This window comes from Acidovorax sp. (genome assembly GCF_034519795.1).
Taxonomy (GTDB): Bacteria; Pseudomonadota; Gammaproteobacteria; order Burkholderiales; family Burkholderiaceae_C; genus Acidovorax.
Genome location: NZ_JAXHOB010000004.1, coordinates 197191 through 220808 on the forward strand (window position 1 = coordinate 197191; position 23618 = coordinate 220808).

The 23618-nt window shown below is 68.1% G+C and carries 24 protein-coding genes and 1 pseudogene; 9 read left to right on the plus strand and 16 right to left on the minus strand.

Annotation, left to right across the window (positions count from 1 at the left end):
- The first annotated feature begins 186 nt into the window (after nucleotides 1-186).
- Complete coding sequence (locus tag U5N23_RS04660; RefSeq protein ID WP_322591670.1) at nucleotides 187-873, plus strand: Crp/Fnr family transcriptional regulator; 687 nt, start codon at nucleotides 187-189, stop codon at nucleotides 871-873.
- 178 nt (nucleotides 874-1051) lie between these two features.
- Here U5N23_RS04660 and U5N23_RS04665 read toward each other — a convergent pair whose 3' ends face one another.
- On the minus strand, nucleotides 1052-2761 hold the full coding sequence (locus tag U5N23_RS04665; protein ID WP_322591671.1) for a carboxylesterase/lipase family protein: 1710 nt from the start codon (nucleotides 2759-2761) through the stop codon (nucleotides 1052-1054).
- A gap of 193 nt (nucleotides 2762-2954) precedes the next feature.
- Here U5N23_RS04665 and U5N23_RS04670 point away from each other — a divergent pair, with 193 nt between their 5' ends.
- Nucleotides 2955-3974 carry an AraC family transcriptional regulator gene (locus U5N23_RS04670; RefSeq protein ID WP_322591672.1) on the plus strand — a complete coding sequence of 340 codons (1020 nt, stop codon included), beginning with the start codon at nucleotides 2955-2957 and terminating at the stop codon, nucleotides 3972-3974.
- 22 nt (nucleotides 3975-3996) lie between these two features.
- On the opposite strand, the gene U5N23_RS04675 is transcribed toward U5N23_RS04670, so the two are convergent.
- The 7 genes from U5N23_RS04675 to U5N23_RS04705 form a co-directional block, all read right to left on the minus strand.
- Nucleotides 3997-4464, minus strand: a complete 468-nt coding sequence (locus tag U5N23_RS04675) for a hypothetical protein (RefSeq protein WP_322591673.1) — start codon at nucleotides 4462-4464, stop codon at nucleotides 3997-3999.
- A gap of 107 nt (nucleotides 4465-4571) precedes the next feature.
- Nucleotides 4572-4874 (minus strand): hypothetical protein, encoded by a 303-nt coding sequence (locus U5N23_RS04680; RefSeq protein WP_322591674.1) that lies wholly within the window; start codon nucleotides 4872-4874, stop codon nucleotides 4572-4574.
- The gene (locus tag U5N23_RS04685) at nucleotides 4874-5179 is read right to left on the minus strand and encodes a hypothetical protein (RefSeq protein ID WP_322591675.1); all 306 of its coding nucleotides are present in this window, start codon (nucleotides 5177-5179) and stop codon (nucleotides 4874-4876) included. The genes U5N23_RS04680 and U5N23_RS04685 overlap by 1 nt, the downstream gene beginning before the upstream one ends.
- Nucleotides 5180-5286: 107 nt before the next feature.
- A complete protein-coding gene (locus U5N23_RS04690; protein ID WP_322591676.1) occupies nucleotides 5287-6012 on the minus strand; it encodes a GGDEF domain-containing protein in 726 nt (241 codons plus the stop codon).
- 9 nt (nucleotides 6013-6021) lie between these two features.
- Nucleotides 6022-6411 (minus strand): DUF1987 domain-containing protein, encoded by a 390-nt coding sequence (locus tag U5N23_RS04695; protein ID WP_322591677.1) that lies wholly within the window; start codon nucleotides 6409-6411, stop codon nucleotides 6022-6024.
- Between the two features lie 26 nt (nucleotides 6412-6437).
- Nucleotides 6438-7670: a SpoIIE family protein phosphatase gene (locus U5N23_RS04700; protein ID WP_322591678.1), complete on the minus strand. Its 1233-nt coding sequence runs from the start codon at nucleotides 7668-7670 to the stop codon at nucleotides 6438-6440.
- 91 nt (nucleotides 7671-7761) lie between these two features.
- Nucleotides 7762-10083 (minus strand): EAL domain-containing protein, encoded by a 2322-nt coding sequence (locus tag U5N23_RS04705; protein WP_322591679.1) that lies wholly within the window; start codon nucleotides 10081-10083, stop codon nucleotides 7762-7764.
- A 233-nt stretch (nucleotides 10084-10316) separates the two neighbouring features.
- On the opposite strand from U5N23_RS04705, the gene U5N23_RS04710 reads away from it, so the two are divergent.
- Complete coding sequence (locus U5N23_RS04710) at nucleotides 10317-11144, plus strand: TonB-dependent receptor plug domain-containing protein (protein WP_322591680.1); 828 nt, start codon at nucleotides 10317-10319, stop codon at nucleotides 11142-11144.
- Nucleotides 11145-11153: 9 nt separating this feature from the next.
- Complete coding sequence (locus U5N23_RS04715) at nucleotides 11154-12440, plus strand: TonB-dependent receptor (RefSeq protein WP_322591681.1); 1287 nt, start codon at nucleotides 11154-11156, stop codon at nucleotides 12438-12440.
- Between the two features lie 24 nt (nucleotides 12441-12464).
- On the opposite strand, the gene U5N23_RS04720 is transcribed toward U5N23_RS04715, so the two are convergent.
- Nucleotides 12465-12794: a hypothetical protein gene (locus U5N23_RS04720; protein WP_322591682.1), complete on the minus strand. Its 330-nt coding sequence runs from the start codon at nucleotides 12792-12794 to the stop codon at nucleotides 12465-12467.
- Nucleotides 12795-12987: 193 nt separating this feature from the next.
- Between U5N23_RS04720 and U5N23_RS04725 the strand changes: the two genes are divergently transcribed.
- Genes U5N23_RS04725 through U5N23_RS04745 form a run of 5 tightly spaced genes read left to right on the plus strand, consistent with a single transcriptional unit; the run spans nucleotide 12988 to nucleotide 18230 of the window.
- On the plus strand, nucleotides 12988-13764 hold the full coding sequence (locus U5N23_RS04725; protein WP_322591683.1) for a DUF3348 family protein: 777 nt from the start codon (nucleotides 12988-12990) through the stop codon (nucleotides 13762-13764).
- A complete protein-coding gene (locus U5N23_RS04730) occupies nucleotides 13761-16445 on the plus strand; it encodes a DUF802 domain-containing protein (protein WP_322591684.1) in 2685 nt (894 codons plus the stop codon). The genes U5N23_RS04725 and U5N23_RS04730 overlap by 4 nt, the downstream gene beginning before the upstream one ends.
- Nucleotides 16442-17092: an OmpA family protein gene (locus U5N23_RS04735; RefSeq protein WP_322591685.1), complete on the plus strand. Its 651-nt coding sequence runs from the start codon at nucleotides 16442-16444 to the stop codon at nucleotides 17090-17092. Before U5N23_RS04730 ends, U5N23_RS04735 begins: the two co-directional genes overlap by 4 nt.
- Nucleotides 17089-17694 (plus strand): DUF2894 domain-containing protein, encoded by a 606-nt coding sequence (locus tag U5N23_RS04740; protein WP_322591686.1) that lies wholly within the window; start codon nucleotides 17089-17091, stop codon nucleotides 17692-17694. The genes U5N23_RS04735 and U5N23_RS04740 overlap by 4 nt, the downstream gene beginning before the upstream one ends.
- 44 nt (nucleotides 17695-17738) lie before the next feature.
- Complete coding sequence (locus tag U5N23_RS04745) at nucleotides 17739-18230, plus strand: DUF2127 domain-containing protein (RefSeq protein WP_322591687.1); 492 nt, start codon at nucleotides 17739-17741, stop codon at nucleotides 18228-18230.
- Nucleotides 18231-18704: 474 nt separating this feature from the next.
- On the opposite strand, the gene U5N23_RS04750 is transcribed toward U5N23_RS04745, so the two are convergent.
- From U5N23_RS04750 to U5N23_RS04775, 7 genes and pseudogenes are all read right to left on the minus strand, one after another.
- Nucleotides 18705-19253 (minus strand): hypothetical protein, encoded by a 549-nt coding sequence (locus U5N23_RS04750; protein WP_322591688.1) that lies wholly within the window; start codon nucleotides 19251-19253, stop codon nucleotides 18705-18707.
- A gap of 258 nt (nucleotides 19254-19511) precedes the next feature.
- Entirely contained in the window at nucleotides 19512-20849 is a 1338-nt protein-coding gene (locus U5N23_RS04755) for a DUF927 domain-containing protein (protein WP_322591689.1), read from the minus strand.
- The gene (locus tag U5N23_RS04760) at nucleotides 20803-21348 is read right to left on the minus strand and encodes a DUF927 domain-containing protein (RefSeq protein ID WP_322591690.1); all 546 of its coding nucleotides are present in this window, start codon (nucleotides 21346-21348) and stop codon (nucleotides 20803-20805) included. The genes U5N23_RS04755 and U5N23_RS04760 overlap by 47 nt, the downstream gene beginning before the upstream one ends.
- A 161-nt stretch (nucleotides 21349-21509) precedes the next feature.
- Nucleotides 21510-21707, minus strand: a complete 198-nt coding sequence (locus U5N23_RS04765; protein ID WP_322591691.1) for a hypothetical protein — start codon at nucleotides 21705-21707, stop codon at nucleotides 21510-21512.
- 488 nt (nucleotides 21708-22195) lie between these two features.
- Nucleotides 22196-22357: pseudogene (locus U5N23_RS33065) on the minus strand (PriCT-2 domain-containing protein); the annotation flags it as partial.
- Between the two features lie 235 nt (nucleotides 22358-22592).
- On the minus strand, nucleotides 22593-22925 hold the full coding sequence (locus U5N23_RS04770; RefSeq protein WP_322591692.1) for a helix-turn-helix transcriptional regulator: 333 nt from the start codon (nucleotides 22923-22925) through the stop codon (nucleotides 22593-22595).
- Between the two features lie 189 nt (nucleotides 22926-23114).
- Nucleotides 23115-23468, minus strand: a complete 354-nt coding sequence (locus tag U5N23_RS04775; RefSeq protein WP_322591693.1) for a hypothetical protein — start codon at nucleotides 23466-23468, stop codon at nucleotides 23115-23117.
- Between the last annotated feature and the right edge of the window lie 150 nt (nucleotides 23469-23618).

Genomic DNA, 23618 nt, shown 5'->3' on the forward strand with positions numbered 1-23618 from the left:
GGCAATCATCGTAACGCGCGCTGGCCTGCTGCGGGCCCCCGAAGCACCCCTTTCGGCTGCGTTCCAGGCGCGTTTCCTGGCTGCGCAGTGTGCGGCTTGGGCCGCTTGGCGCCAACACCTGTCGCCCACCCGACAAAGGCCAAGGGATTACCCTGAACGGCAGGGGCTGCAGCGACAATCCGCAGCATGCTTTGCACCGCCCCGCACGCCCAGCGCTTCATCACGGCCCAGCCTTGGTTCGCCGGGCTGCCGGCGGCCATGCAGGAGCGCGTGCGCGCCGAGGTGTTCGAAGAAAGCGGCGACAAGGGCGAAGTGATGATGCCCGCCGGCAGCGCCGTGCAGGGCTGGCACGCGGTGCTCTCGGGCCTGGTGATGCTGCAGAGCCCGGCCAGCCGGGGCCGCTCCTCGGCCTTCATCGGCGTGCCCGACGGCGAATGGTTCGGCGAAGGCTCGGCCATGAAGCCCGAGCCGCGCAGGTACCACGTGGTGGCCCTGCGCCCTACCCGCCTCATGTGCCTGCCGCTGCCGGTCTTTGCCGCGCTGCGCGAGAGCAGCCTGGCCTTCAACCAGTTCCTGGTGCTGCACCTGAACATGCGGCTCGGACAGGCGATGACCATCATCGAGGCCGGGCGCACGCAGTCCACCGAACACCGTGTGGCGCTGTACCTGAGCCGCCTGTTCTGGCGCAGCACGCGCCGGCTCAACCTGACGCAGGACGAGCTGGGCCAGCTCGTGGGCCTGTCGCGCCAGACGGTCAACCGCGTGCTGCGCTCGCTCGAAGGCATGGGCATCGTGTCGCTGGATTTCGGCAAGGTGGCCATCGTGGACGACGACGCGCTGGGCGCATACCTCGCCGCCACAGCGGTTGCATGAGATGAAGCACCCCCTGAGTCGCTTCGCGCCTTCCCCCTCTCTCGACTCGCTACGCAAGTCGGGAGGGGGACGCCCCCGGTGCGGCGGGGCGGCCCTTGCACGGGGGCACTGGCTTGGGCAGCGCCAGTTTCATGCGTTGCGGGTGGCATCAACTGAAGCAGCATGAGATCCCGGGTCCTTACTGGACGCTCAGGCGCGTGGCCTTCTGGTCGGCGTCGAAGATGAACTTGCGCGGCCAGGGCTGCCACTCCTGCCCCAGGCCCGCATGGTTGGGGTTGCCGGTGTGCACGAAGGCGCGCACGCTGTCCATCATCACGCCCGAGAGCGCCAGCCGGCCCGGCTGGTTGGCCGCGCTGTTGGCCGCCTTGGCCAGCAGCGAGGGGCCGAAGTTGCCGAACACGAAGGGCAGATCGAAGCCGTGGGCCGCGCCGTACACATCGTTCCAGGGCGCGGGCTGCTGCGCCCAGTTGAACTGGTAGCTCCAGACGTTGGACTGCTGCGTGCGCAGCGTATTGAGCAGGCTGTCGCGGCTCGGGTCGATGAACACGCTGCCCAGCAGCTTCATGCGTGCGTTGTAGCCCGTGGCCGGCGCCGTGACCGGCAGGTAGGACGGATCGATGATGTCCGCCACCGTGAGCGTGGTGGGCGCATCGGGGTTGAAGGCCTGCGTCATAGCGAAGCGCTCGGCATCGCTGATCTTCATGCCCGGCTTGCCGCCCAGCAGCGCCAGGAAGGGTGCGAACAGCTTGGCCTCGTCGGCCGTGTAGCCCGAGAGCACCGGCACCTTGTGGTAGCGGCCGGCGGCCATCTCTGCGATCGGGTCTGCCGGCAGCACCACGCCATCGGGGATGGGGCCCGAGCCCGTGAGCCCGCTCCTGAGCACCGTCTGCAGCACCACACGGCCGTCCTTGCCACGCAGGTAGCTGGCGGTCTGTGCAGGTGTCCAGCCTGCCACCAGCGCCGCTGCGGCCGCAGCGTCAGGCGCCAGGCCGTCGGCCAGCGCCAGGGCCGCCAGCAGCGCCGCCGCCTGGCCCGCGTATTTGGAAGCCGGGTTGAGCGTGGGGATGGAGCCTGCAGGCAACTGGCTCGCCAGCGAGGTGCCACCGCTGATCGGCAGGGCCTTGTGGAACAGGCCCGCCGCCTGGGGCGAGGTGAGCAGCGCCAGCACGTTGCCGGCACCGGCCGATTGCCCCATCAAGGTGACGTTGCCCGCATTGCCGCCAAAGCTGGCGATGTTGCGCTGGATGAAGGACAGGGCCTGCACATTGTCGAGCAGCGCGTAGTTGCCGGTATAGGCCTGCGTGCCGGTGTGCAGTTGCGGCATCTGGAAGAAGCCCAGCACGTCGAGCCGGTAGTTGGCCGTGACCACCACGGCGTTGGCCGAGCGCGCCAGCGCTGCGCCGTCGTAGACCGGGTCGGCCGTGTAGCCCGAGATGGCGCTGCCGCCGTGCAGGAACAGCAGCACGGGCAGGTTGTCCTGTGTGGTCGCGGGGCGCCAGATGTTCAGCGTCAGGCAGTCCTCGCTGCCCACCGGCGTGCCCAGGGTCTGGCCGATGCTGTCGTCGAAGCGGTTGTTGGCCCCGGGGCCATACAGGCGACCCATCTGCAGGCAGGCATTGCCGAAGCGCGTGGCATCGCGCTCGCCGCTCCAGGCCGCAGGGGCCACGGGCGGCTGCCAGCGCAGCTCGCCCACGGGGGGTTTGGCGAAGGGAATGCCCTTCCAGGCATAGGTGCCCGTGGTGGCGCTGGCGTCCACGCCACGCACGCTGCCGTACGCAGTCTCGCGCACCTCGGGCGGGGTGCCGCCCGAACCACCGCCACAGCCGGCCACCGCCAGCACGGAAAGAACTGCTCCCAGGCATTGCACACGCCAGCGCATATCGACCATGTCTTGTCTCCTTCGGTTTTTTTGGAATGGGTCTTGCCTCTGACCCCGGTACAACCGCGAACAGGGCACAACCTCGACCGTGATTGTGGAAAGCAGCTGGCCATTCGTTACTATCGCAACCTTGCCAAAACACTGACTTCAGAGCACCACCCCGCGTAAACCCTGAGCCCCTTCAGCCCCCGACTTCCACCCGATGAATCCCCGTACAAGTTCCGCCGCCTGGGTGCGCGGCACCACCGACATGATGGCCGCCGAAGGCCTGCCCGTGGCCGAGCTGTGCAGCGAGGCCGGCATTGATCTGGCGGCGCTGCAGCAGCCCCATGCGCGCGTGGACGTGGACCGGATCAGCCAGCTGTGGGAGCTGGCCGTGGCGCGCTCCGGCAAGCTGGACCTGGGCCTGTGCCCGCAGCTCACCGCGCGCTACGGCAACGTGGATGTGGTCGGCTATGCACTCGCATCGGGCCCGAACCTGCTGGTGGGCTTTCAGCACCTCACGCGCCACATGGCGGTGATCTCGGACTGCACCGCCTTCGAGCTCACGCGCGAGACGCGCGGCTACTGGTTTTCCATCGCGCACATCGGCGGCACGCGCCCGGTGCCCCGCCAGCGGGTCGAATACGCGCTGCTCACCCTGTACACGCTGTGCGGCTGGCTCACGCGCCGCGAACTCACGCCCCTGGCGGTGGAGCTGACCACGCCGCCCCCCTCCCCCGGCAGCGAGGCGCGCTACCAAAAAGCCTTCGGCCTGCTGCCCCGGTTCGGCCAGCCGGCCAGCCGCATCCTGCTGGCCGAAGCCGATATGCTGGCCGACATCCCCACCCACAACCCCAGCCTGTGGGCCATGCATGAGCGGCTGGTGGAGAGCGAGCTCGACCACCTGGGCCATTCGCTGGCGAGCACGCGCGTGCGCGCCGAGGTGGCGCGCATCCTGCACAAGGGCGAACCGCGCCGCGACGAGATCGCCGCGCGCCTGAACATGACCGACCGCACCCTGCAGCGCCGGCTGCAGGCCGAATCGGCCACCTACCAGCAACTGCTGGACGACACGCGCTGCGAACTGGCGCGCCAGTACCTGGCCGATCCGCGCCGCAACCTCACCGAAGTGGCCGACCTGCTGGGTTTTGCCGACCAGAGCAACATGTTCCGCGCCTGCAAACGCTGGTTCGGCATGCCGCCCGGGCAGTACCGGGCGCAGCTGCATCAGGGGGGCTGAAAACGGGCCCGCCGGTCCGGGTTCAGGCGTCCTCGGGGATCAGTCCCTTGCTGTTGAACGCGATCTGGCCGTACATCAGCTCATAGACCAGCTGCTTGATCTCGATCTGGTTGAACGGATCGCCCTCCTTGAAGCTGGCCTCCCACTCGCGCGTGCCCTCGTCGTTGAGCACCACCGAGTCCGCGCGCAGGCGCACGGCAAAGATCGGCAGCCGGGTGCCGGTGACAGGGTTGAGCGTGAGAAACATGACCCGGCCCCACACCGCCTCGGCGCCATCGCTGCAGATCAGCAGATAAGGCGACGACTCGCCCGAAGGCGTGGTGATCACCACGTCCTGCCCGACATCCGCCACGAAGAAACCCACATCGGGCAGGCCGCTGGCCTGCTTGAGCGAGGCCAGGAAAGCGGTATACGCCTGCCGGATTTCATGGCAGTCGCGCGCTCTGCGCAAGGCCGTCTGGCTGTTGGAGGGCATCTTCTCTGTAAACATGGGCAATCTCCGGTAGATCACCGACCGTGGCAGGTGGGGAGACTGCGGTCAAGAAAATTAAGACCATCGCACAGGCGGCCATGGGCCGGCGCAAGGGCGTCGGAGCTTCAGCCTTTGCGCCCCGGCACCATCTGGATAGTGCCCACCCCTGCTTGGCGGCGCGGCGCGAGCCAATGCACCCACAGGCCCCGCAGCCACGCCAGGGTGAAGGCCAGCGCCAGCACCAGCACCCCCGCGTGCTGCAACTGCCATGCGGTGTAGAAGGCAAACGGCTGCGCCATCAACCCGGCCAGGCAGGCACAGCGCCGCACCGGTTCATGGGCGGACTGGGACAGCCACACGGCCACGGCGCCGAGCACTGCGATGGCCCATTGATCGAGCGCCATGCCAGCGATCTCTGCGCCCGGCATCAGGCCAGGCGCACTTCGAAGTACGCGCCATCGACCTCGCCCAGGCCCTGGTAGCCGGCTTCGCGGGCGGCGTTAGCGGCCTTCGTCCACTGGCCGGCCAGCGCCAGGTCCTCGGGGCTGGCCTCGCTGCCATCGGACTCCTGCAGCTGCACCACGGCGCGCAGCGCCTCGGCCACCACTTCGGCACCGCCCAGCTTGCGCTCCAGCACCCGCAGGTACCGGGCCTCGGCCGCCATGCGTTCCTTGGGGGGCAGTTCAGGGTAGTCGCGCAGGGCTACGGTACAGGTCGTTTCGATGGCTTCCATGGAAGGCTCCTTTGAGATACTGTGAAAATATACAGTATTTCAAAGCCAAAAGCACGTCTTGGCCACTCAGCTGTGGCAATGGCGCCGCACTGGCGCCACACCTGGGTTCAGGCCACTGCCAGCGCCGCGCGCGCCACCTGGTTGCGCCCGGCCCGCTTGGCCTGGTACAGGGCCTCGTCGGCGCTGCCATAGGCAGCGTCGAAGCTGCTGCCCCGCTCCTGCCAGCTCACGCCGAAGCTGGCGGTCACGCGGCTGCCGTCCGGCAACTGGAAATCATGGGCCGCGATGGCCCGGCGCATGCCCTCGGCCACATGGGCCGCAGATTCGAGCGAGAGGCCGGGCAACAGCGCCGTGAACTCCTCGCCGCCCACGCGCCCGATCTGGGCGATGGAAGGTGCCACGCCTTTGAGGCAGTCCACCACGCCGCAGATCACCGTGTCGCCGACCGGGTGGCCGAACGAATCGTTGACCCGCTTGAAATGGTCGATGTCGAGCACGATCAGCGCCAGGCTGTCGCTGGCCAGGTAGCGGTTGGAGCGCTCGATGATGGCCGCGCGGTTGAGCACGCCCGTGAGCGGGTCGTGCGTGGCGCGGTACTCCAGCTGGCCGGTGAGGTCCTGCAGGCGCTGGTTGAGCTGGTTCATCTCCAGCTCGGCACGGTCGCTGCGCCGCACCATGCGGCGCGTTTCGCGCAACAGGCGCTCGTAGGAGGTCAGCAGTTCGCCCAGGGCGTGGCGGTGCGATCCCGGCGGGCTGGAAGCATCGTCGAAGGCCCGGCGGGCCGCCAGCAAGGCTCGGCTTTCGGCGTCGAACAGGTCAGGTGCGTCGGACATCGAAACCCGTCACGCCGATTTCACCGCGTGGTTGACGAACTGGATGGCCGTGAAGTCGTCCTTGAGCTCCTGGCCGAACTCGAAGATCGTGTCGTCGTCTTCGTCATGGAACCAGTTGAGCACCACCTCATTGCCCGCCTCGGCCGCATCGCTGAGCAGGCCGACCAGGTTGAACAGCATCTTGGTGCTGGAACTGTTGAAGTACGCCAGGGCAATGCGGACCTGGATCTTCTGGTCGCTGCAGGCACTCAGGTACGACTCCAGCTGGCGCAGGATGTCGCCGTAGAACGCCGCAGCGTTCTCGGGATACGACTCGCCACGCAGGCCGAGCGTGTTCTCGTCGAACTTGAAGTCCACTTCCGGCGAGCTGGGGGTGGGGGGGATATAGAGGTTGTCCATCCGGGATTTCAGGGTGTAGGGCCAGCTCAGGCCCGAAAACAGAAGAAGGTCAGGTCATCGCGGCGCTGGTGGCTGCCTTGCCAGCGCTCCAGCGCCTGCTGCATGGCGGCATTCAGCTGCGCCGGGGTCTGCTCGCGCTGGGCCACGATCACCTCCTGGATGCGGCGCTTGCCGAAGGTGATGGCCTTGGGGCCGCCCACCTGGTCGATCAGGCCGTCGGTGGTCACGAACACCAGGCTGCCGGGCGCCAGGGCCACGGTGCGCGTGGTCCAGGTGTGGTCGAAGGCACTGTCCACGTAGCCCACACCCTTGCGCTCGCCGGCCACCAGCTGCACCGCGTCGGCACCGGGCGCCAGCACGAAGAGCGAGAGGTTCGCGCCGGCAAAGCGCAGTTCGCGCGTGGCGGGCTCGTACCAGAAGCAGGCGGCGTCCATGCCATCGTCCGACCCCGGCGTATCGTCCTGGCCATCCATCTGGCCGAGCATCTGCTTGATGCTGCGGTTGACGCTGGAGAGCAGTTGCGCCGGATCGCGCGGCCCGTACTGCTCGATGGCCTTGCCCAGGGTGCTCGATGCGATCAGGGTCATGAAGGCGCCGGGTACGCCGTGGCCCGTGCAGTCGGCCACCATGGCAAACCAGCCATCGGGCAGCGTGGTGAACTGGTAGAAGTCGCCGCCCACCACATCGCGCGGCTCCCACACCAGGGCCGCATCGGCCTGCGCCTGCACCAGGGCATCGCGCGAAGCGCGCAGCATGGAGCGCTGGATCACGCTGGCGTACTCGATGCTGTGCATCACCTGGCGGTTGCGCGCGGCCTGCAGTTCGGCCACCACGCGCATCAGCTGCAGGCCGTGGCCCACGCCGACGAAGGAGCCGTCGCGGGCGACGATGAAGCCGTCCGACAGCGCCTTCTCACCATACTCCACGGTCTTGAAGGTCAGCTCCTCGATGCCCATCTCGGCATCGACGATCAGCGGCGCCTTGTCCATGAAGGCGATGCAGTTCTTGCGCCCGTAGATTTCCCAGCGGTAGGGCTTGCTCATCTCGGACATGAAGATGTCACGGTTGATCAGCCCGATGGGGCGGCCCTTCTCGACCACCGGCAGGCTGATCAGGTCCTTGTGCTCGGAGAAGATCTCCATGACCTTTTCATTGGTCTCCTCGACCGCCATCCAGGGCACTTCGACGCACATGTCCCCGGCGCTGGGCTGGCGAAATCGCGGACGGCAGTCTTGCAGGTAGGCAGGGAGTTCGGACATGAAGGAGGGCCGGCGCGGCAGAAAATGTCACCAGAGCTTACAAGTCCCATATTGCGATTGCGTGACAAATGGCTCTGCTTCATCGGCCATGTCATTCACTGGGCGCCAGGCCCGGCACCAGCCGGCCATGCCCCGCCTGCCATCGGCCCGCCATGGCGTGGGCCGTGGTCGCCTGCGTGGCAGAGCGCGGGTCGCGACGCACCAGTTGCTGCAGGTACTGCGTCAGCGGCAGGGGCTTGGCGATGCCGAAGCCCTGCACATAGTCCACGCCGTAGGCGGCCAGCAGCGACCGCTGGGCAGGCGTCTCGACGAACTCGGCAATGGTCGTGAGCCCCATGGTCCGCGCCACATCGCAGGTGGCCAGCACGATGCGCTGGTCGACCCGCGAAGACAGCACATCGCGCACGAAGCTGCCGTCGATCTTCACGAAATCGAGCGGCAGCGACTTGAGGTAGTCGAAGGTCGCCAGGCCCGTGCCGAAATCATCGAGCGAGGTGCGCGCACCCATGGCGCGCAGGCTGGCCAGCAGGTCCACCGCGCGGCTGCGCTGCACGATGCCGGCGGTCTCCGTGACCTCGAAGCAGAACATCGCGGGATCGAGCCCGCTGGCGGCCAGGCACTGGTCGATGTGGGCCAGCAGCCGCGGGTCCGATACCGACGAGCCCGACAGGTTGATCGCCACCTTGCCCAGATCCCGGTGGGTGATGCCATGGGCCACCAGGGCGGCAAACACCTGCGTGATGACCCACCGGTCCACCTGGGGCATGAGCCCATAGCGTTCGGCCAGAGGCAGGAACTCCCCAGGCAGATGGGTGGCCGTGCCACCCGATGCCCAGCGCAGCAGCACCTCGACCCCCAGGTCGCCGTCATGGTCACCATGCGCCGAGCGGATGGGCTGGCAGGCCAGCCACAGGCCACTGGCTTCAGGGCTTGCGGCAGGCAGGCGCAGCGCGTCCTTGAGCGCTTCGACCTGCGAGAGCTGCCCCCTGCGGATGCGCATCAGGTGGCCGGGCGCCAGGTCACGGCCCTGGGCGTGGCCGTCGCTCAATGCGGGATCGCCGTCCACCTCGCACAGCAGCATCAGTGCCGCCAGAACATCGTCGCCCAGGGCCTGCCCCTGGTCCAGCGGCAGCAGCCCGAGCGCGGCCTGGATGCGCACACTGCGCTCGGCAAGGACATAGCGGCGCCCGTCGAGGGCGGCACGCAGCTGCAACAGCCGCGCGTTCACATCGCCCCCGGCCAAAGGCACCGCCACCACGAAGAAGCCATCGCGTGGCCGCGCGTAAGTGCAGCTGCGACCCCATTGGTTGCGCAGGTAGATCGACACGTCCTGCTCGATCTCGCGTGTGCGGCCCAGGCCGATCAGTCCCACCACATGCTCCAGGTTGTGCAGGCTGATGCCCACCAGATGGACCGGCCCCGCCGCCTGGAGGGCCTTGAGCAGGCCGCGCTCGTTGAGAAAGCCCGTCAGGCCGTCGTGGCTGGCGGCCTCGTGCAGGCTGCGCTCCATCTGCCGGCGATGCTCCATCGTCGCCGAGGCAAAGAAGCTGAGCGCCGCCAGGCAGACCATGAGCACGGCCTGGTCGAGCACGACCAGGTAAGGGCTTTGGCCGGCCATCAAAGGCGGTGCGAAAGCCAGCAGGGTCAGCGCCGAGAGCGCCGTGGTCAGGTGCACGAACAAGGGGCTGCCACGGTAGGCTGCCCAGGCCACCAGCAGAAAGACGATGTAGCGCGCCGATGGTCCCACGCCCATGCCCGCCAGGGATGGGCCCCAGTGCGCCACCGCCATCACCGCCACCAACCCGGCCACCCAGAAGGTCTGCCAGCGTGCCCAGCGCAGCGGGCCCGCCCTCCAGCCTCCATCGAGGGCATGGGCGGCCAGCTCGGTCAGCCGGCAAAACAGCAAAATGCCAAACACCTCGGACATGCCCATGACCCCCGCCACACGCAGCACGCCGCCGGGCTGCTCGCCCGGCGTGAGCAGAAACTGCCAGCTGCCCAACGCTGTGAGAACCGCCGCCCCCGGCAGCACGGTCAGCGCGTGGAAGCGGATGGCCGTGGCGACCGGGTTGCGCCCCGCCTCGCTGCGCCGGTCACGCTGCACCAGCCACCACACCAGCGACACAGCGGCCACCAGCGCCACCACGCCGATCAGCGACTGCAGCACGGGGATGCCATGCAGTGCATGCCACAAGGCCACGGCCGCCCCCAGGTACCACAGCATGCGCACCCCATACGCCAGCACCAGCCCGATGGCAATGCCATCGGCCGGCCAGATGAGGCTCATGTCCAGGTTGCCAAACGCATAGGCCTGCGAGGCCTCGGCGACCAGCATCCACAGCAGTGCGCCAGCCAGACCGCGTTGGTAGTCGAAAGGCAGCAGGCTGCTTGCTGGCACAGGTGTCGAGGGCATAGGGGTTGCAGGAGAGGGCAACCCGCAAGTTGCCCGGCGGCAATGCGGAGCAAGGACGCCGCAGCGCCCCGAACCCCACCTTCGCATGGCAATGTGACAGGAATGAGGCATGCTGTGGCTTTCGGCCCGCAGCGCCTGTCCCGGCCAGGCATGGCCAAGCCCGGGACATTCGCTGACAGGCCGCCCCGGCATCCCGCGCTACGCTGACCACGCCCTTTCCCACCACTTTCGCCATGCACCCTGTCCTTGCCCTGCACTGCCATCTGCCCGGCAGCCGCGCCCAGGCCTTGTCCACAGCGTTGGCGGCGCTGGCCACCCTGGTCGCAGGGCCCGCCATGGCACAGCCCCGCGAAGGCGGCACCATGGCCCCGGTCGAGGTGCAAGGCAACGCCCAGGCCCAGCGGCGCTTCGACAGCGCGGCCAGCCACACCAGCGTGCAGGTCGATGGCTTCACCGCGGCCACGCCGCTCGTGAACCTGTCAGAGCTGCTGGCCGGTCAGGCCGGGGTGGTCGCGCTGGAGCGGCAGAACTACGCCCAGGACCTGCAGATCGCAGTGCGCGGCTTCGGTGCGCGCTCCACCTTCGGCGTGCGCGGCGTGCGCATCCTGGTGGACGGCATTCCCGCCACCATGCCCGACGGCCAGGGCCAGGCGGCCACGGCGCAACTGCAGTCGGCCGCGCAGGTGGACGTGCTGCGCGGCCCGCTCGCCCAGCTCTATGGCAATGCGGCTGGCGGCGTGCTGCAGGTGAGCACGCGCGAACCGCGCGAGGGCGGCGCAGCGCAGGCCTCCATCGCGGCAGGCTCGTTTGGCCAGCGCCTGGCGGACGTGTCGTTCGACTTCGGCAACCGCACGCTGGGGGGGTTGCTGGACCTGTCGCGTTTCGAGACCGATGGTTGGCGCGAGCACAGCGCCGCGCGCCGCACCCACCTCAACGGCAAGCTGGTGGCACGCCCGGACGCGGACACGAAGATCACCGCCCTGCTCAACCTCTACGACCAGCCCGATGCGCAGGACCCGCTGGGCCTCACGCGCGCGCAGTTCAACGCCAGCCCGCGCTAGGCGCCCGAGGTGGCCAGCACCTTCGGCACGCGCAAGTCGGTCGCGCAGAACCAGTGGGGCCTGGTGCTGGAGCGGCAACTGGGCGCGGCCGACAGCGTGCGCGCACGCGCCTATGGCGGCACGCGCCAACTCACCCAGTACCTGTCTTTCAGCGGCGCGGCCGAAAGCAGCGCAGGGGGTGTGGTGGACCTCGACCGCGACTACCACGGCCTGGGCCTGGCCTGGACGCACAGCGCCAGAATGCCTTCGGGCCTGCCGCTCACCTGGACCCTGGGCGTGGACGCCGACCGGCTCACCGAGCAGCGCCAGGGCCGGGTCAACCAGAACGGCGAGCCGGGGGCGCTCAGGCGCAACGAGCGCGACCGGGCAGGCAACACCGACTGGTTCGCGCAGGTGGATGCATGGATCACGCCCACCTGGCGCGCCATTGCCGGCCTGCGCGCGAGCCGCGTGGACATGCGCGTGAACGACCACTTCATCACCCCCACCAACCCCGACGACAGCGGTGCCCGCACCTGGCGCCAGACCAGCCCTGTGTTGGGCGTGGTATGGAGCGCCAGCGACCAGCTCAACCTGTATGCCAACCTGGGCCGTGGCTTCGAAACCCCGACCCTGGCCGAGATGGCCTACAGCCAGGGCAACACCGGGCCCAACTTCGGCCTGGCCGCCTCGCGCAGCCGGCAGATGGAGATCGGCGCCAAGTGGCAGGCAGACGTGCACCAGGTGCAGGCGGCCTGGTTCGACGCGCGCAGCCAGGGCGAGATCGTGCCCGCCGCCACGGTGAACGGCCGCACCATCTTCCAGAACGCCGACAACGTGCGCCGACGCGGACTGGAGCTGGCCTGGAGCGCGCAGGCCGGCGCCTGGAAGCCCCGCGCGGCCTACACCTATCTGGATGCTTTCTTTGGCGATGCCTACACCGGCGCAGGGGGCGCCCGCGTGGCCGCCGGCAACCGCCTGCCCGGCACCGCGCGCCATGTGGCCCATTTGGCGCTGGACTATGCGCCCAGCGCCGCCTGGCAACTGGGCGCCACGCTGGATGTGTCTGGCAAGGTGTTCGCCAACGACGTGAACAGCGAAGCCGCAGCCGGCTTTGCGGTGGTGGGCCTGCGCGCCGGGTACACCTTCGGCCACACCGCCGCTGCCAGCCCGCGCTGGCAGGCATGGGCGCGCTTGGACAACCTGCTGGACCGGCGCTACGCCGGCTCGCTGATCGTGAACGATGGCAACGGCCGCTTTTTCGAGCCAGCCGCCGGCCGGCGCATCATGGTCGGGCTCCGGGCCCGGTTCCTGTAACCGCCAGGGAGCAGACCCTGCCCCCTACCCTGCGGGAGAAAAGACCGCAGGCGTATCTTGCCGCCCCTGGCGCCAGGTCTTCACATCGGGAAACTCGCGCGTGCAGCCCGTGCACAGCAGGCGTTCGGTGGCGCGCAGTACGCCAAGGGTGTCACGCGCCACGACACGGCGGTAGCTGGTCGCGCCGCAGAAGCCGCAGGAATTCGCAGGGGTGTATTTTGGGGATTGCATTACTGATTGCTTATACAGCAGCAACCTGCTTCCTCGTTGCATCGGGGCATTGCCACCCCGCACAAAATGCCGAAATTCAAAAAAATTGACGACACATGCGATCACAATGGCGCGCTTTTTCAACAGTTTGTCAAATTTGTCCGTTCAACGCCCATTTTCAAAGCCCGCTTGCATGTAACACCTGCAACGCCAGGGCCCCGCTTTTCGGGATCCTGGCCCACATGAACGAAAATACGCGGTTTTGCCCACCGGGGACTGCCCCCGATGCCAGCCTCTCCAACGAGGCATGGCGCAGTGGATTGGTCTTTTTCCCCGGATGTCTCTGCCCCATCGACTCGATAGTTCACGCCTCGTCGTCCTGCTTGCGCAATGGACGCAGGCGCAGCGCGCCCAGGCAAGCCACGATGTGGCCGAGCAACTGGGTCGGTGGCTGAGCGTGGTGGATGCGGTCGAGCTCAACGGCTCGCTGCGCTCCATCGAGACCCATGCTGCCCAGGCTCCGGCGCCCCAGGAACCGGCCCTGGACCCGCTGGCACTGGAGGAGCTCTTTCAGAAGACCAAGACCGACCTGATGCGCCTGGCCACGGCGCCTGCCAAACCGGCGCGGCCCGTGCGCGAGCGTGCCGACAACACGCCCGTCGAGCAGCCCGATCCGTCGGTCCAGGCCGACTTCGCCGCCCACGGGCCGCGCTACCTGGAACTGCAAAGGCAGATGGATACGCGCCTGGTGGCGCTGCGCGCCCAGGTGCGGGCCGGCCTGCTCAAGGGCTCGGCAGCGCTCAGGCAGCTGGCGGCGCTGGACGGGGTGATGGAGCAGATGCTGGGCGCACGCGAGCAGCGGCTGTGGGCCTCTCTGCCCGGCCACCTGGAACGGCGCTTCGTGCAACTGCGCAAAGGCCACCAGGCACGGCTTCAGGAGTCGGGCCAGGCCGATGACCCGCTGCGCTGGCGCAGGGCCGGCGGCTGGCTGGCCAGCTTCGAGCAGGACCTGCAGGCCCTGCTGCTGGCCGAGATGCAGGTGCGCCTGCAACCGATCATGGGGCTGCTGGAAGCAGCCCGCAACGAGAACAGAAGAACAGGGTTTCAGGAATGAACAAGAGTGTGATGGCCGGCGTGTTTGCAGCCGGCCTGGCGGTGGTGGGATGGGTGGCCTGGGGCTTCGTGGGGACCAGCCCGCTGGCGCTGGCGATGACGGCGGTGATTGCCGGTGTCTACCTGTTGGGCGCCCATGAGTTGCGGCAGTTCCGCTCGGCGAGCACCTCGCTGGCGGCTGCGCTGGCCGACGACCCGGCTCACCCGCCGACAGACCTGGGGGCCTGGCTGGAGCGCCTGCACCCGGCCCTGCGCACGCCCGTGCGCCAGCGCATCGAAGGCGAGCGCGTGGCAATGCCCGGCCCCGCCCTCACCCCCTACCTGGTGGGCCTCCTGGTCATGCTGGGCATGCTGGGCACCTTCCTGGGCATGGTGGTCACCTTCAATGGCGCCGTGTTCGCGCTGGAGGCATCGTCCAACCTCGAAGCCATCCGCGCGGCGCTGGCCGCGCCCATCAAGGGCCTGGGCCTGGCGTTCGGCACCTCGGTGGCCGGCGTGGCCACCTCGGCCATGCTGGGCCTGATGTCCGCCATGGCCCGCCGCGAGCGCCTGCAGGCACTGCGCCTGCTCGACACCCGCATCGCCACGGTGCTGCGGCCCTTCTCGGCCAGCCACCGGCGCGAGGCGATGTTTGCCGCCCTGCAGGCCCAGGCCCAGGCCATGCCGCTGATTGCCGAGCGCCTGCAGCACCTGATGGAGGGCCTGGAACGCCGCCACGGGCAGCTCAACGAGCAACTGCTCACCCAGCAGCAGGGCTTTCACCGCGAAGCTGCCGCCGCCTACACCCAGCTGGCCAGCACCGTGGGCGCGTCGCTGCAGGACAGCCTGGCCACCAGCGCCCGCCAGGCCGGCGAGACCATCCGCCCCGTGGTCGAGCAGGCCATGGCCGCCCTGGCGCAGGAGGCCGAGCGCTCGCACCAGCGCCTGCGCGAGGCCGCCGATGCACAGATGCAGGCCCTGTCCGCCCAGTGGGAAGGCACGGCGCGCCAGGTGGCCGCCACCTGGACCAGCGCACTGCACAGCCACCAAGAGACCCAGGGCCATCTGGTCGCGCAGCTTGACGGCGCACTCCAGTCCGTGACGCAAGGCTTCGAGCAGCGCACGGGCGCCCTGCTGGGTTCGCTCAAGGACACCGTGGACCAATCGCACGCCGCCCAGGCCGCCGCCGACCAGCAGCGGCTGGAAGGCTGGAACCGTGCCCTGGAAGGCACGGCCAGCGCCCTCACCGCCGAATGGCAGCGCGCGGGAGCCCAGGCCGCAGCACAGCAGCGCGAGGCGGGACAGGCCTTGGCCGGTGCAGCCGCGCAGTTCGGCCAGACCCTGCACACTGCCAGCCAGGCCTTCGACCTGCGCGCAGGGACTCTGCTGGCCTCGCTGCAGGACACGGTCGCCCAATCGCACGCGGCGCAGGTGCATGCCGACCAGCAGCGCCTGGAAGGCTGGAGCCGCTCCATGGAAGGCATGGCCGGCACGCTGGCCGCTGAATGGCAGCGCGCAGGCGCCCAGACGGTGGAGCAGCAGCGCGCCGTGGGCCAGTCCCTCGAAAGCGCGGCCGCGCAGCTCGACCGCGCACTGCAGGCGGCCACGCAGTCCTTCGAACAGCGCGCGGGTGCGCTGCTGGCGTCGCTGCAGGACACCGTGGCGCAGTCGCACACCGCCCAGGTGCAGGCGGACCAGCAGCGCCTGGAGACCTGGAGCCGCTCCATGGAAGGCATGGCCGGCACGGTAACCGCAGAGCTGCAGCGTGCAGGCGCCCAGGCCGCAGAGCAACAGCAAGGCCTGTACCGCGCCCTGGAGGAAACGGCCGCCCAGCTGACCGAGCGCCTGTCCGGCCAGGTGCAGCAGACGCTGGGCAGCAACGCGCGCCTGATGGAACAGTCCGACGCGCTGCTGCGCACCCGCGTGGAAGCCGAAGCCCGCTGGGAACAGGCCCAGGGCGAGCGCATGGACGCACTCACCAGCGTGTGGCGCACCGAGCTGGCGGCCCTGCGCGATGACGAGGCCGCGCGCGGCAAGGCCGCCGTGGACCGCCTGGACACCCTGCAGGCCGCCGTGGCCGGGCACCTGGCCACGCTGGGCTCGGCCCTCGAAGCGCCGCTCACCCGCCTGCTGCAGACGGCGTCCGACGTGCCGCAAGCAGCAGCCGAGGTGATCACCCAGCTGCGCCAGGAGATGACGCGCCTGGGCGAGCGCGACAACATCGCATTGGAAGAGCGCACCGCCATGATGGAGCAGCTCTCCGCGCTGCTGCACTCCGTGAACGAGGCCGCCGGGCAGCAACGCGCGGCCATCGAATCGATGGTGGGCTCGGCCACGCAGGTGCTGGAACAGGCCGGCCAGCAGTTCAGCGAGGCCCTGGGTACGCAGGCCGGCAAGGTCGACGAGGTGGCCGTGCACGTGGCCGCCAGTGCCGTAGAGCTGGCCAGCCTGGGCGAGTCGTTCAGCCATGGCGTGGGCCTGTTCACCGCCAGCAACGACAAGCTGGTGCAGGGCCTGCAAAGCATCGAAAGCGCCATCGGCCAGTCCCTGGGCCGCAGCGATGAGCAACTGGCCTACTACGTGGCCCAGGCGCGCGAGGTGATCGACCTGAGCATCTCTTCGCAGCAGGGCATCGTCGAAGACCTGCGCCGCCTGCATGGCCAGGCGGCCGCCGCAGCATCGGCGCAGGGAGTGGCCGCGTGACCGGCTACGACGACACCCTGGACGACGCCACCGAGCAGACCGCCCCGGTCTGGGCCGTTTTCGGCGACCTGATGGCTGGCCTGCTGGGCGCCTTCGTGCTGATCCTGGTGGGCGTGCTGGTGGTGCAGATCGACCTGGTGGCCAGCCTCAAGCAGGAGGTGGAAAAGCGCCAGATGGAAGAACAGCGCCGCATGGCGCTGGAGAAAGCCCTGGCTATCCCCCTGGCGAGCGGCCGCGTGACCGTGAGCAATGGCCGCATCGGCATCAGCGGCAGCGTGCTGTTCGGGGCAGGTTCGGCCGAGTTGCGACCCGAAGGCCGCCAGTTGCTGACAAGCCTGGTACAGCCCCTGCTGGTGTACCTGCGCGAGCGTGACGAAATGCTGATGGTGAGCGGCTTCACCGACAACACCCTGCTGCGCAGCGGCGGCAACCAGCGCTTTGCCGACAACCTGGAACTCTCGGCCCAGCGCGCGCTGACCGTGACGCGCGCCCTGGCCGAAGAGGGCATGCCCTCGTCCCAGGTGTTCGCCGCCGCCTTCGGCGCCGAGCAGCCCGTGGCCGACAACGCCGACGAAAAGGGCCGCGCGCAGAACCGCCGCGTGGAGATGGCCCCCGTGCCCAAGGCCCCCCAACCCAAGCCACCATGAGCGAGCAGCCCACGCTGGAGTCACTGAAGGCGGATGGCAGCGATGGCCATGACGCCGCGCGCTTCCAGTACCTGGAGGCCCTGGCGCGGCGCATGCAGACGCAGCCACCCGCCGTGCAGGCGCTGCTGCAGCAGCGGCTGCAGGCCGCCGTGGCCGACTACGCCGCGCGGGCCGGCACTGCGCCCGCCACACCACCCGCGCCACTCGCACCACCATTGGCCACCTGCGCCACGGAATCGCCCCTGGCCCTGCTCAACCGCGACCTGGCTGCACGCGCCCAGGCCGAGGCCGACCACGTGCGCACCAGCGAAAGCACCAGCACCTCGGAGATGAAGAGCGTGCGCCAGTTCAGCGAGGTCTGGTCCAAGATCTCCGCCGAGCAGCAGGTCACGCAGGCGCTGCACAAGGCGCCCGAGAACGCCGGCCCCCTCAACTCGCACAAGCTCATGCTGCGCTCGCTGGGCCTGATGCGCACCCTTTCGCCGGACTACCTGCGCCGGTTCATGGCACAGATGGATGCGCTGCTCTGGCTGGAGCAGACGAATGCCGACCTGGCGCGCCCGGCGCCCAGGGCCCCACGCACCAGCAAGCCCAGGCGATAGATACAGGGAGAGAGCACGCCTCGTCCGCAGCTACGATGGCAGGCATGCACCGATCGGATCAGCCTACTCCACACGACAGCGCCCCACCCCATCGCCAGGCACTGCGCGCCATCGCCGCATTCGAGGCGCTCAAGGGCTTTGCAGCGCTGGCGGCCAGCCTGGGATTCGTCGGCCTGCTGCACCACGACCTGCACCACATCGTGGCTTCGCTCATCGGCCATATTGGCCTCATGCCCGGTGACCGCTACCCGGCCCTGGTCCTCACGGACATCGACCATCTGGCGAACACCAACCTCGTGCCGCTGTTGCTGGCGGCAGCGGCCTATGTGCTGGTGCGCTTTGCCGAAGCCTATGGCCTGTGGAAGGACAGGTGGTGGGGAGAATGGCTGGGCGCGCTGTCTGGCGCGCTGTACATCCCGTTCGAGCTGTGGCACTTCGCGCACCACCCGAGCCTGGCATCGGCCGCCGTGGCGCTGGCCAACATGGCGGTCGTGGGATTCCTGGGGCAGCAGCTGTGGCGGCGCCGGCAGGGGTGAGCTTGCGTCAATCCACGCCAAATGACGCGAACTTGCAGGCAAATGGCCAAGAAAAAAGGCACTCATCCGGTCAGGATGAGCGCCTTAGGTCGATAGGTGGGCTGGCGTCAATTGAAAGTCCCTCTGCAACCCGCATGGAATATAGCCTTTCATTTTTCTGCATGGCAAATGTTCCCCCATTTGTTCCCCCGCTTTGGTTTTGCTACCCCTGGGCACTTCACTTAACCCCCCTTGGCTTGCCGGCATTCAGCGCGCGCACACGGTGCAAATTACCCGTGCGGTTTGCCCCCGGAAAGGACCCGGAGCAATCGCCCGCATGAGAACAATCTTCGCCACCACACCCCGAAACTACCGGGGACACCGGGGACACCCCGCCGAGGCGCCGATAAGTCTTTGTCAACATTGCAAAAAACTGTCCCCGGTCGAGCCGGGGACAGTAACGATCCAGCCGGGGACACCGGGGACAACCATGCGCTACGCGCTCGCGCAGGCCTCATCAGAGGAGGCCCAACCCGTCCAGTCGCCAGCCGCCCGCAGCGCCTCACTTGGCGGCCACTGTACGCCGTCAGAAAGCCCCGCAGATACCAGCGCCCCAACCCCCGCAGATTGCAGAGGCTCATCGGCTTTCGCCACACGCAACAGCGCATCATCAGCAACCGCATATTGCAGAAGCTCCACCCATGCGGCTGCTGGCAAGGTGGGACTATGGGGGGTAGGAACCAAGCGCAGCGCAGCCCTCAGCGGTCCGAGAATTTGTTCACGCTCGGCGGTGGATCCTGCGTCAACCAGCTGAGGCACGACGACCACGGCCAGGCGTTCGGCCTCTGCAATCAGCACTTCGGCCGGTGACATGGCCGGTGCAGCAGGGTCGAATTTCGCACCCTTCACCCGGCCTGGTTCGAGGTGTCGTTTTCGCCACCGCTTGGCCCGTTCAAGGCTATCGGTCGGCATGCCGCGCTTCACCAACTTGGACACGGCCGCCCCGCTGATGCCCAGGAGAGCCGCCAATTCTTTCTGTGTCATGAGTTAACCCAATCATGAAAAACAACCAAACAAGCCGGGAACAACCCCCGGAATTAACCAACTTCCACCCAAACTGACTACAAACGCAACGGGGCACGAATTACCCGCACCACAGAACGCCAGGGAGGACCCACGCACTTGCGCCACCGCCCCCCGCTTGGAATTTCTCGCGCAGAGAGGACCTCGCCCCCGCCCTCCACGGGCGGCCCCGTGGCTCGGCAATCCCTCGACCCTGATGAAAGCACCGGCCGCACCTCTTCACAGCTCCAGCTCAAAGATGGATGGCGGAATGCAGTAGCACCTCACCTTGCCGATCCCTGGCAGCTTCGTACTGATGGTGTGGCGGTCGGCTTCCTTGATGGTGAGGCATCCATGGGCAACCAGCACACGGCAAACCGCCTGGTGGTCGAACCCCTGACAGACTTCGGACTTGAACGTTTCGGACAACACGTAGTATTCGAAGCTCACCCCCTCGCCAAGCGAGGACGGCATGCGCTCCCCATACTCACGCTGGTGCTCAGCATCGCTCTTGATAGGCTGCCCCTCTGCATTCAACATGCGGCGCACCCCAGCACGCTGCAACGTCTTCGGCGTATGGTCATCAGCAGCACGGTGCCACATGGCGAAGCGGCCCTCCCCATGGGTCTCCAAGAAGCGACGGACCTGACGCAGCATGGACACCACCTCGCCATTGCCGGCGCCACCTCGGGCGCACAGCCATGCGGAGAAGCACGCTCGGGCGCCTCTCTCGCTTTCGCCCACGGGCCAGGCTGTGAGCCCCGCCTCAGTGGCCAGCTCTCCCGCAACACCCACCAACGCAAAGCGGGCGGCCACGCGCTCCACCTGGCCCGATGCGTCCTGCGGCACCAGCTCACGCGCCAGCGACTGCACCGCAGTGCGTAGGCGCTTCGGCAACGCATCGGCATGGGCGCAGGCCCAATCGAGAAACGCTCGGCCTGGTGCGCCGTGGCAGGCTTGCGCCTCGCGGGCCAGGTGACTGGAGAACGCAGCCCCGCCAGCGAAGTCGTGGAGATGCTCGAACGCCCCGAGCCCCGCACCCGCATCCGCAGGAATGTCGGCCATGCGCACCTCCTGGCCAGTGCGTGTGCGCTTCATCCCTTCGGCCATGTGGTCAGCGAGCCCCAGCTCACCAGCAGACAGAAACAGCAGGCGCCAGGACAGGCGGGCGCGTGGTGCACCGTTGCGGGTGGCGCGTGCCTTGCTCTGCTCATTGGCCAGCATGTAAGCACACTCCCCGGCTACCTTGCCCTCTACCTGCGCCAGCTCATCGAGGATCAGCAGCGAATCGCAGTGCTGCGCCGCGATGGCCTCAAGGGCGTTGTCGGTGGTGCGCCAGCGCTGCATGTAGCTCGGACCACCGTACACACTGGCGGCCAGGCGCAGGGCCGTGGTCTTGCCGCTGGAGCTGTCGCCCCGCATGTGAAAGCCCCCGCTCTCCATGCCTGCAGGGCGCAGCAGCGGGCCAGCAAAGGCGCACGCCACCGCGAACACCAGGCGGGAATTTCCCACACACAGCGCGCCGATGCGATCACGCCACGCGGCAGCGTCGTGACGCACGCGAAAGGTGTTCTCCATCTGGCTTTCCGGACTGGAACACGATGCGCTCGGCATCGTCGCCGATGGTTTCGTGGGGCAGCACGAAGGCCCGGCCATGCCAGCCGATGCGGTCGGTGCAGCTCGCAAACTCCCCCGGCTGGCGGCTCTGGATGTACTGGGTCAGCAGGTTGCGGGCGCTGGGTGATGGGGCAATGCGCAGCCCGAGATTCAGCAGCGCAGCGCGGTACTCCCCGCCATCACCAGACAGCATCCGGGCGGGCATGGCCCATTGCTTGGGCTTGCCCAGCGGGTCGGCAAAGGCCAGCAGGTAGCCCCAGCCGGCCCCGTCCTGGTCTCGGGTCAGCGCCTGCACATCCAGGCGGCTGCACACCCATTGCGGGGGCTTGGGCTGGCCTTCCCTGTCCACACCGGCATGCCACACGCCCGAATCGTTCACCGTGAAGGGATCGAAGGCGCGGCCATCGTCCGCAGCCTCGCCGGGGCCACTGCCAGGCCCCCTGGGGCTCACGACTCGCACGGGTCGAGGCCTTCCCCGCCTTCGGGCTCTGAGCGGCCTCAACGGCCTGATCTTTCTGCTCGACCTGCTCAGTCTGGTGCGTGGCAATCACGGCCTCGATGCAGGCGCCCACGGCCTGCAGCCCCGTCGCCTGGTGCATGTCGTTGAAATCGGTGCCGCCATCAGGCAGGCCCTCGGGGGAACACGGCCAGGCCGCGCACGGCCCGCGCCGCTGCGCCCGCCTTCTCCCGGCCTGGGTTGGTGCCGGTGCGTGCTTCGGTGGTGCGGTCATCATCGCCACACAGCACCAGCAGCGCAGCCGGGTTCGCCGCGCGCAGGGCCTTCGCCACGTGGGCAAGGTTGCCCGCATCGAATGCCACGGCAACCAGGCGGCCGGTGGCCTGGTGGGGCGCTGGCCGCCGTAGCGTAGCCCCTCGGCCACCAGCAGCACGGCCGCCCCGGTCGGATCACCGCACCAGTGCCACAGCCCCGACTTGCGGCCACCTTTCAGAAACAGCTTGTCGGTGCCATCGGCCGGCCGTTCGGGCGCGATGCGCTGCAGGTTCCACAAGGTGCCAGCGGCATCGCGCAGGGGCACCAGCACGCAGCCATCAGGTGCGAAGCGCAGGCCGAACGCCTGCACGCCCTTGCGGGTCAGGTAGGCGCTGGCGCCGGTATCGCTGGCTGCGTTCCACTGTGCCGACGCATCGGCGGCGGCTGCTGCATGCGCTGCCTGCTGCTGGGCTTGCTCGGCCTGCAGACGTGCCGCCTGCTCGCGCACCCGCTGCGCCAGCACTTCAGGGCTTGGAGCGGTGGCGGGCTCAGTGGCACCGGGCAGCACAAAGCCGTCCTCCTTGGCCAGGTGCAGCAGAGTGCCGATACCCACCCCCGCCGCCTCCTTGATGCTGCGCCATGTGCTGCGAGTGGCGCGCGCGTCGTGGCCATCTGCCGAAGCACTCCAGTCCTCAAAAAGCTCCTGCCCGGTTGCATCAGGGAACTCGCTTTTATTGCCATCCCTACCCGTGCCCACTCATCTCGCGGCAAGCTGGCGGGAATATGCGCCAGTGCTGCGCGAATCAGTTCCGGGGTGATGGGTGTCTTCATTTGTTCGCGGTATCCAGTTCCGTCGGGTGTCTGCGGGGCAACCACTGCCGCTCTAGAAGTCGTCCAGTGCGCTGGCGTAGCTCACGTGCAGCTCGCGATAGGTGCACGGGCGGTCGCTGCTTCCACCTGGCCATTCCGGACCACGCTCGGTTGAGGGTTGGTCAAGCGTTTTCGCCAGCGTCGTCGCACCGTCGCTCTAATCGGCGAGGTCGCTGCTCAGCTTGCTCTGTCGTTTGGTCTTTCATCGTGCGGCACTCAGTGCTGGCGTTCTCTTGCACCTCACCCGCAATGCGGTCTTGCGCCCACCCCAGCACCGCGGCCTCGGGCCAGGCAGCCATGCGTGCAGTGATGCGAACGCAGTGCGGGAACTTGCCTTCTTTCATGAGTTTGTAGATGGTGCTTTTCTTGCAGCCGGTAGTTGCCTCCACATCGGGGAGGCGCATCAGGCGGTCGCGGGGAACAACCCGCGGTTTGGCGGTGTGCACCACTTGCATGGGGAAAGTCCTTTCATGTCTGCCGGTGCATCCGTGGTGGTGCGCTCAAGGCATGGCGAGACTTTCCTGCTTGCAAACGTGGTTTGTCGCCTTGCAAATGGCTTGCATTAGGTCGCTGGCGTGCGTACAGAGGCGGGGTGTGTTGTGCAGGTAGCGCCGCCCGCAAGCGCCCTGCAAACGACGGATGGGCTATGCGGCGTTCAGGCTCTGCCAGGACCCGCCGCCCTGGCGCTTTCGCGCGGTCTTGATCGCTGACTCAACTGCCTGCCTGGAAATGGCCAGGTTTTTTGCAATCGCATCAGCCGCGCCAGTGTTGGCGCCCAGCCGCCCGTATTCAGCTCGCAGAATGTCGAGCTGATTGCCTGCAACCCAGGGGATGCTTCTCCTGGGCACTCCCGCCTCTACATTGGCGGCTTTTCGCGCCGCTCGGTATGCCACCAACGCCGCGAAATCCAACAAGGGAAAGGCCGGTTGCTCTGGCTCTACTGTGGCCACCTCGACGGGCGGCCACGCTACGCCCTTCACAGAGAGCCAGGCGCTCACGTGGGAGCTTGGCGCCTCTCCTTGCGAGTGCAGCCAGGATGCGAAGGCGCGGGGGCTCACCAGTCGCAGTGTGAGGGAGTACTCATGGCCACCTGATGAGTAGCCATAGGCCGCCCGTCACGCACATAGGCAGGGTTCCAGCGCGAGGTG

Excerpts from the sequence above, each read along its gene's own strand:
- U5N23_RS04660 (WP_322591670.1), top strand. The coding sequence starts at position 187 with ATGCTTTGCACCGCCCCGCACGCCCAGCGCTTCATCACGGCCCAGCCT.
- U5N23_RS04665 (WP_322591671.1), bottom strand. The coding sequence starts at position 2,761 with ATGGTCGATATGCGCTGGCGTGTGCAATGCCTGGGAGCAGTTCTTTCC.
- U5N23_RS04670 (WP_322591672.1), top strand. The coding sequence starts at position 2,955 with ATGAATCCCCGTACAAGTTCCGCCGCCTGGGTGCGCGGCACCACCGAC.
- U5N23_RS04675 (WP_322591673.1), bottom strand. The coding sequence starts at position 4,464 with ATGTTTACAGAGAAGATGCCCTCCAACAGCCAGACGGCCTTGCGCAGA.
- U5N23_RS04680 (WP_322591674.1), bottom strand. The coding sequence starts at position 4,874 with ATGCCGGGCGCAGAGATCGCTGGCATGGCGCTCGATCAATGGGCCATC.
- U5N23_RS04685 (WP_322591675.1), bottom strand. The coding sequence starts at position 5,179 with ATGGAAGCCATCGAAACGACCTGTACCGTAGCCCTGCGCGACTACCCT.
- U5N23_RS04690 (WP_322591676.1), bottom strand. The coding sequence starts at position 6,012 with ATGTCCGACGCACCTGACCTGTTCGACGCCGAAAGCCGAGCCTTGCTG.
- U5N23_RS04695 (WP_322591677.1), bottom strand. The coding sequence starts at position 6,411 with ATGGACAACCTCTATATCCCCCCCACCCCCAGCTCGCCGGAAGTGGAC.
- U5N23_RS04700 (WP_322591678.1), bottom strand. The coding sequence starts at position 7,670 with ATGTCCGAACTCCCTGCCTACCTGCAAGACTGCCGTCCGCGATTTCGC.
- U5N23_RS04705 (WP_322591679.1), bottom strand. The coding sequence starts at position 10,083 with ATGCCCTCGACACCTGTGCCAGCAAGCAGCCTGCTGCCTTTCGACTAC.
- U5N23_RS04710 (WP_322591680.1), top strand. The coding sequence starts at position 10,317 with ATGCACCCTGTCCTTGCCCTGCACTGCCATCTGCCCGGCAGCCGCGCC.
- U5N23_RS04725 (WP_322591683.1), top strand. The coding sequence starts at position 12,988 with ATGTCTCTGCCCCATCGACTCGATAGTTCACGCCTCGTCGTCCTGCTT.
- U5N23_RS04730 (WP_322591684.1), top strand. The coding sequence starts at position 13,761 with ATGAACAAGAGTGTGATGGCCGGCGTGTTTGCAGCCGGCCTGGCGGTG.
- U5N23_RS04740 (WP_322591686.1), top strand. The coding sequence starts at position 17,089 with ATGAGCGAGCAGCCCACGCTGGAGTCACTGAAGGCGGATGGCAGCGAT.
- U5N23_RS04745 (WP_322591687.1), top strand. The coding sequence starts at position 17,739 with ATGCACCGATCGGATCAGCCTACTCCACACGACAGCGCCCCACCCCAT.
- U5N23_RS04750 (WP_322591688.1), bottom strand. The coding sequence starts at position 19,253 with ATGACACAGAAAGAATTGGCGGCTCTCCTGGGCATCAGCGGGGCGGCC.
- U5N23_RS04755 (WP_322591689.1), bottom strand. The coding sequence starts at position 20,849 with ATGGAGAACACCTTTCGCGTGCGTCACGACGCTGCCGCGTGGCGTGAT.
- U5N23_RS04770 (WP_322591692.1), bottom strand. The coding sequence starts at position 22,925 with ATGCAAGTGGTGCACACCGCCAAACCGCGGGTTGTTCCCCGCGACCGC.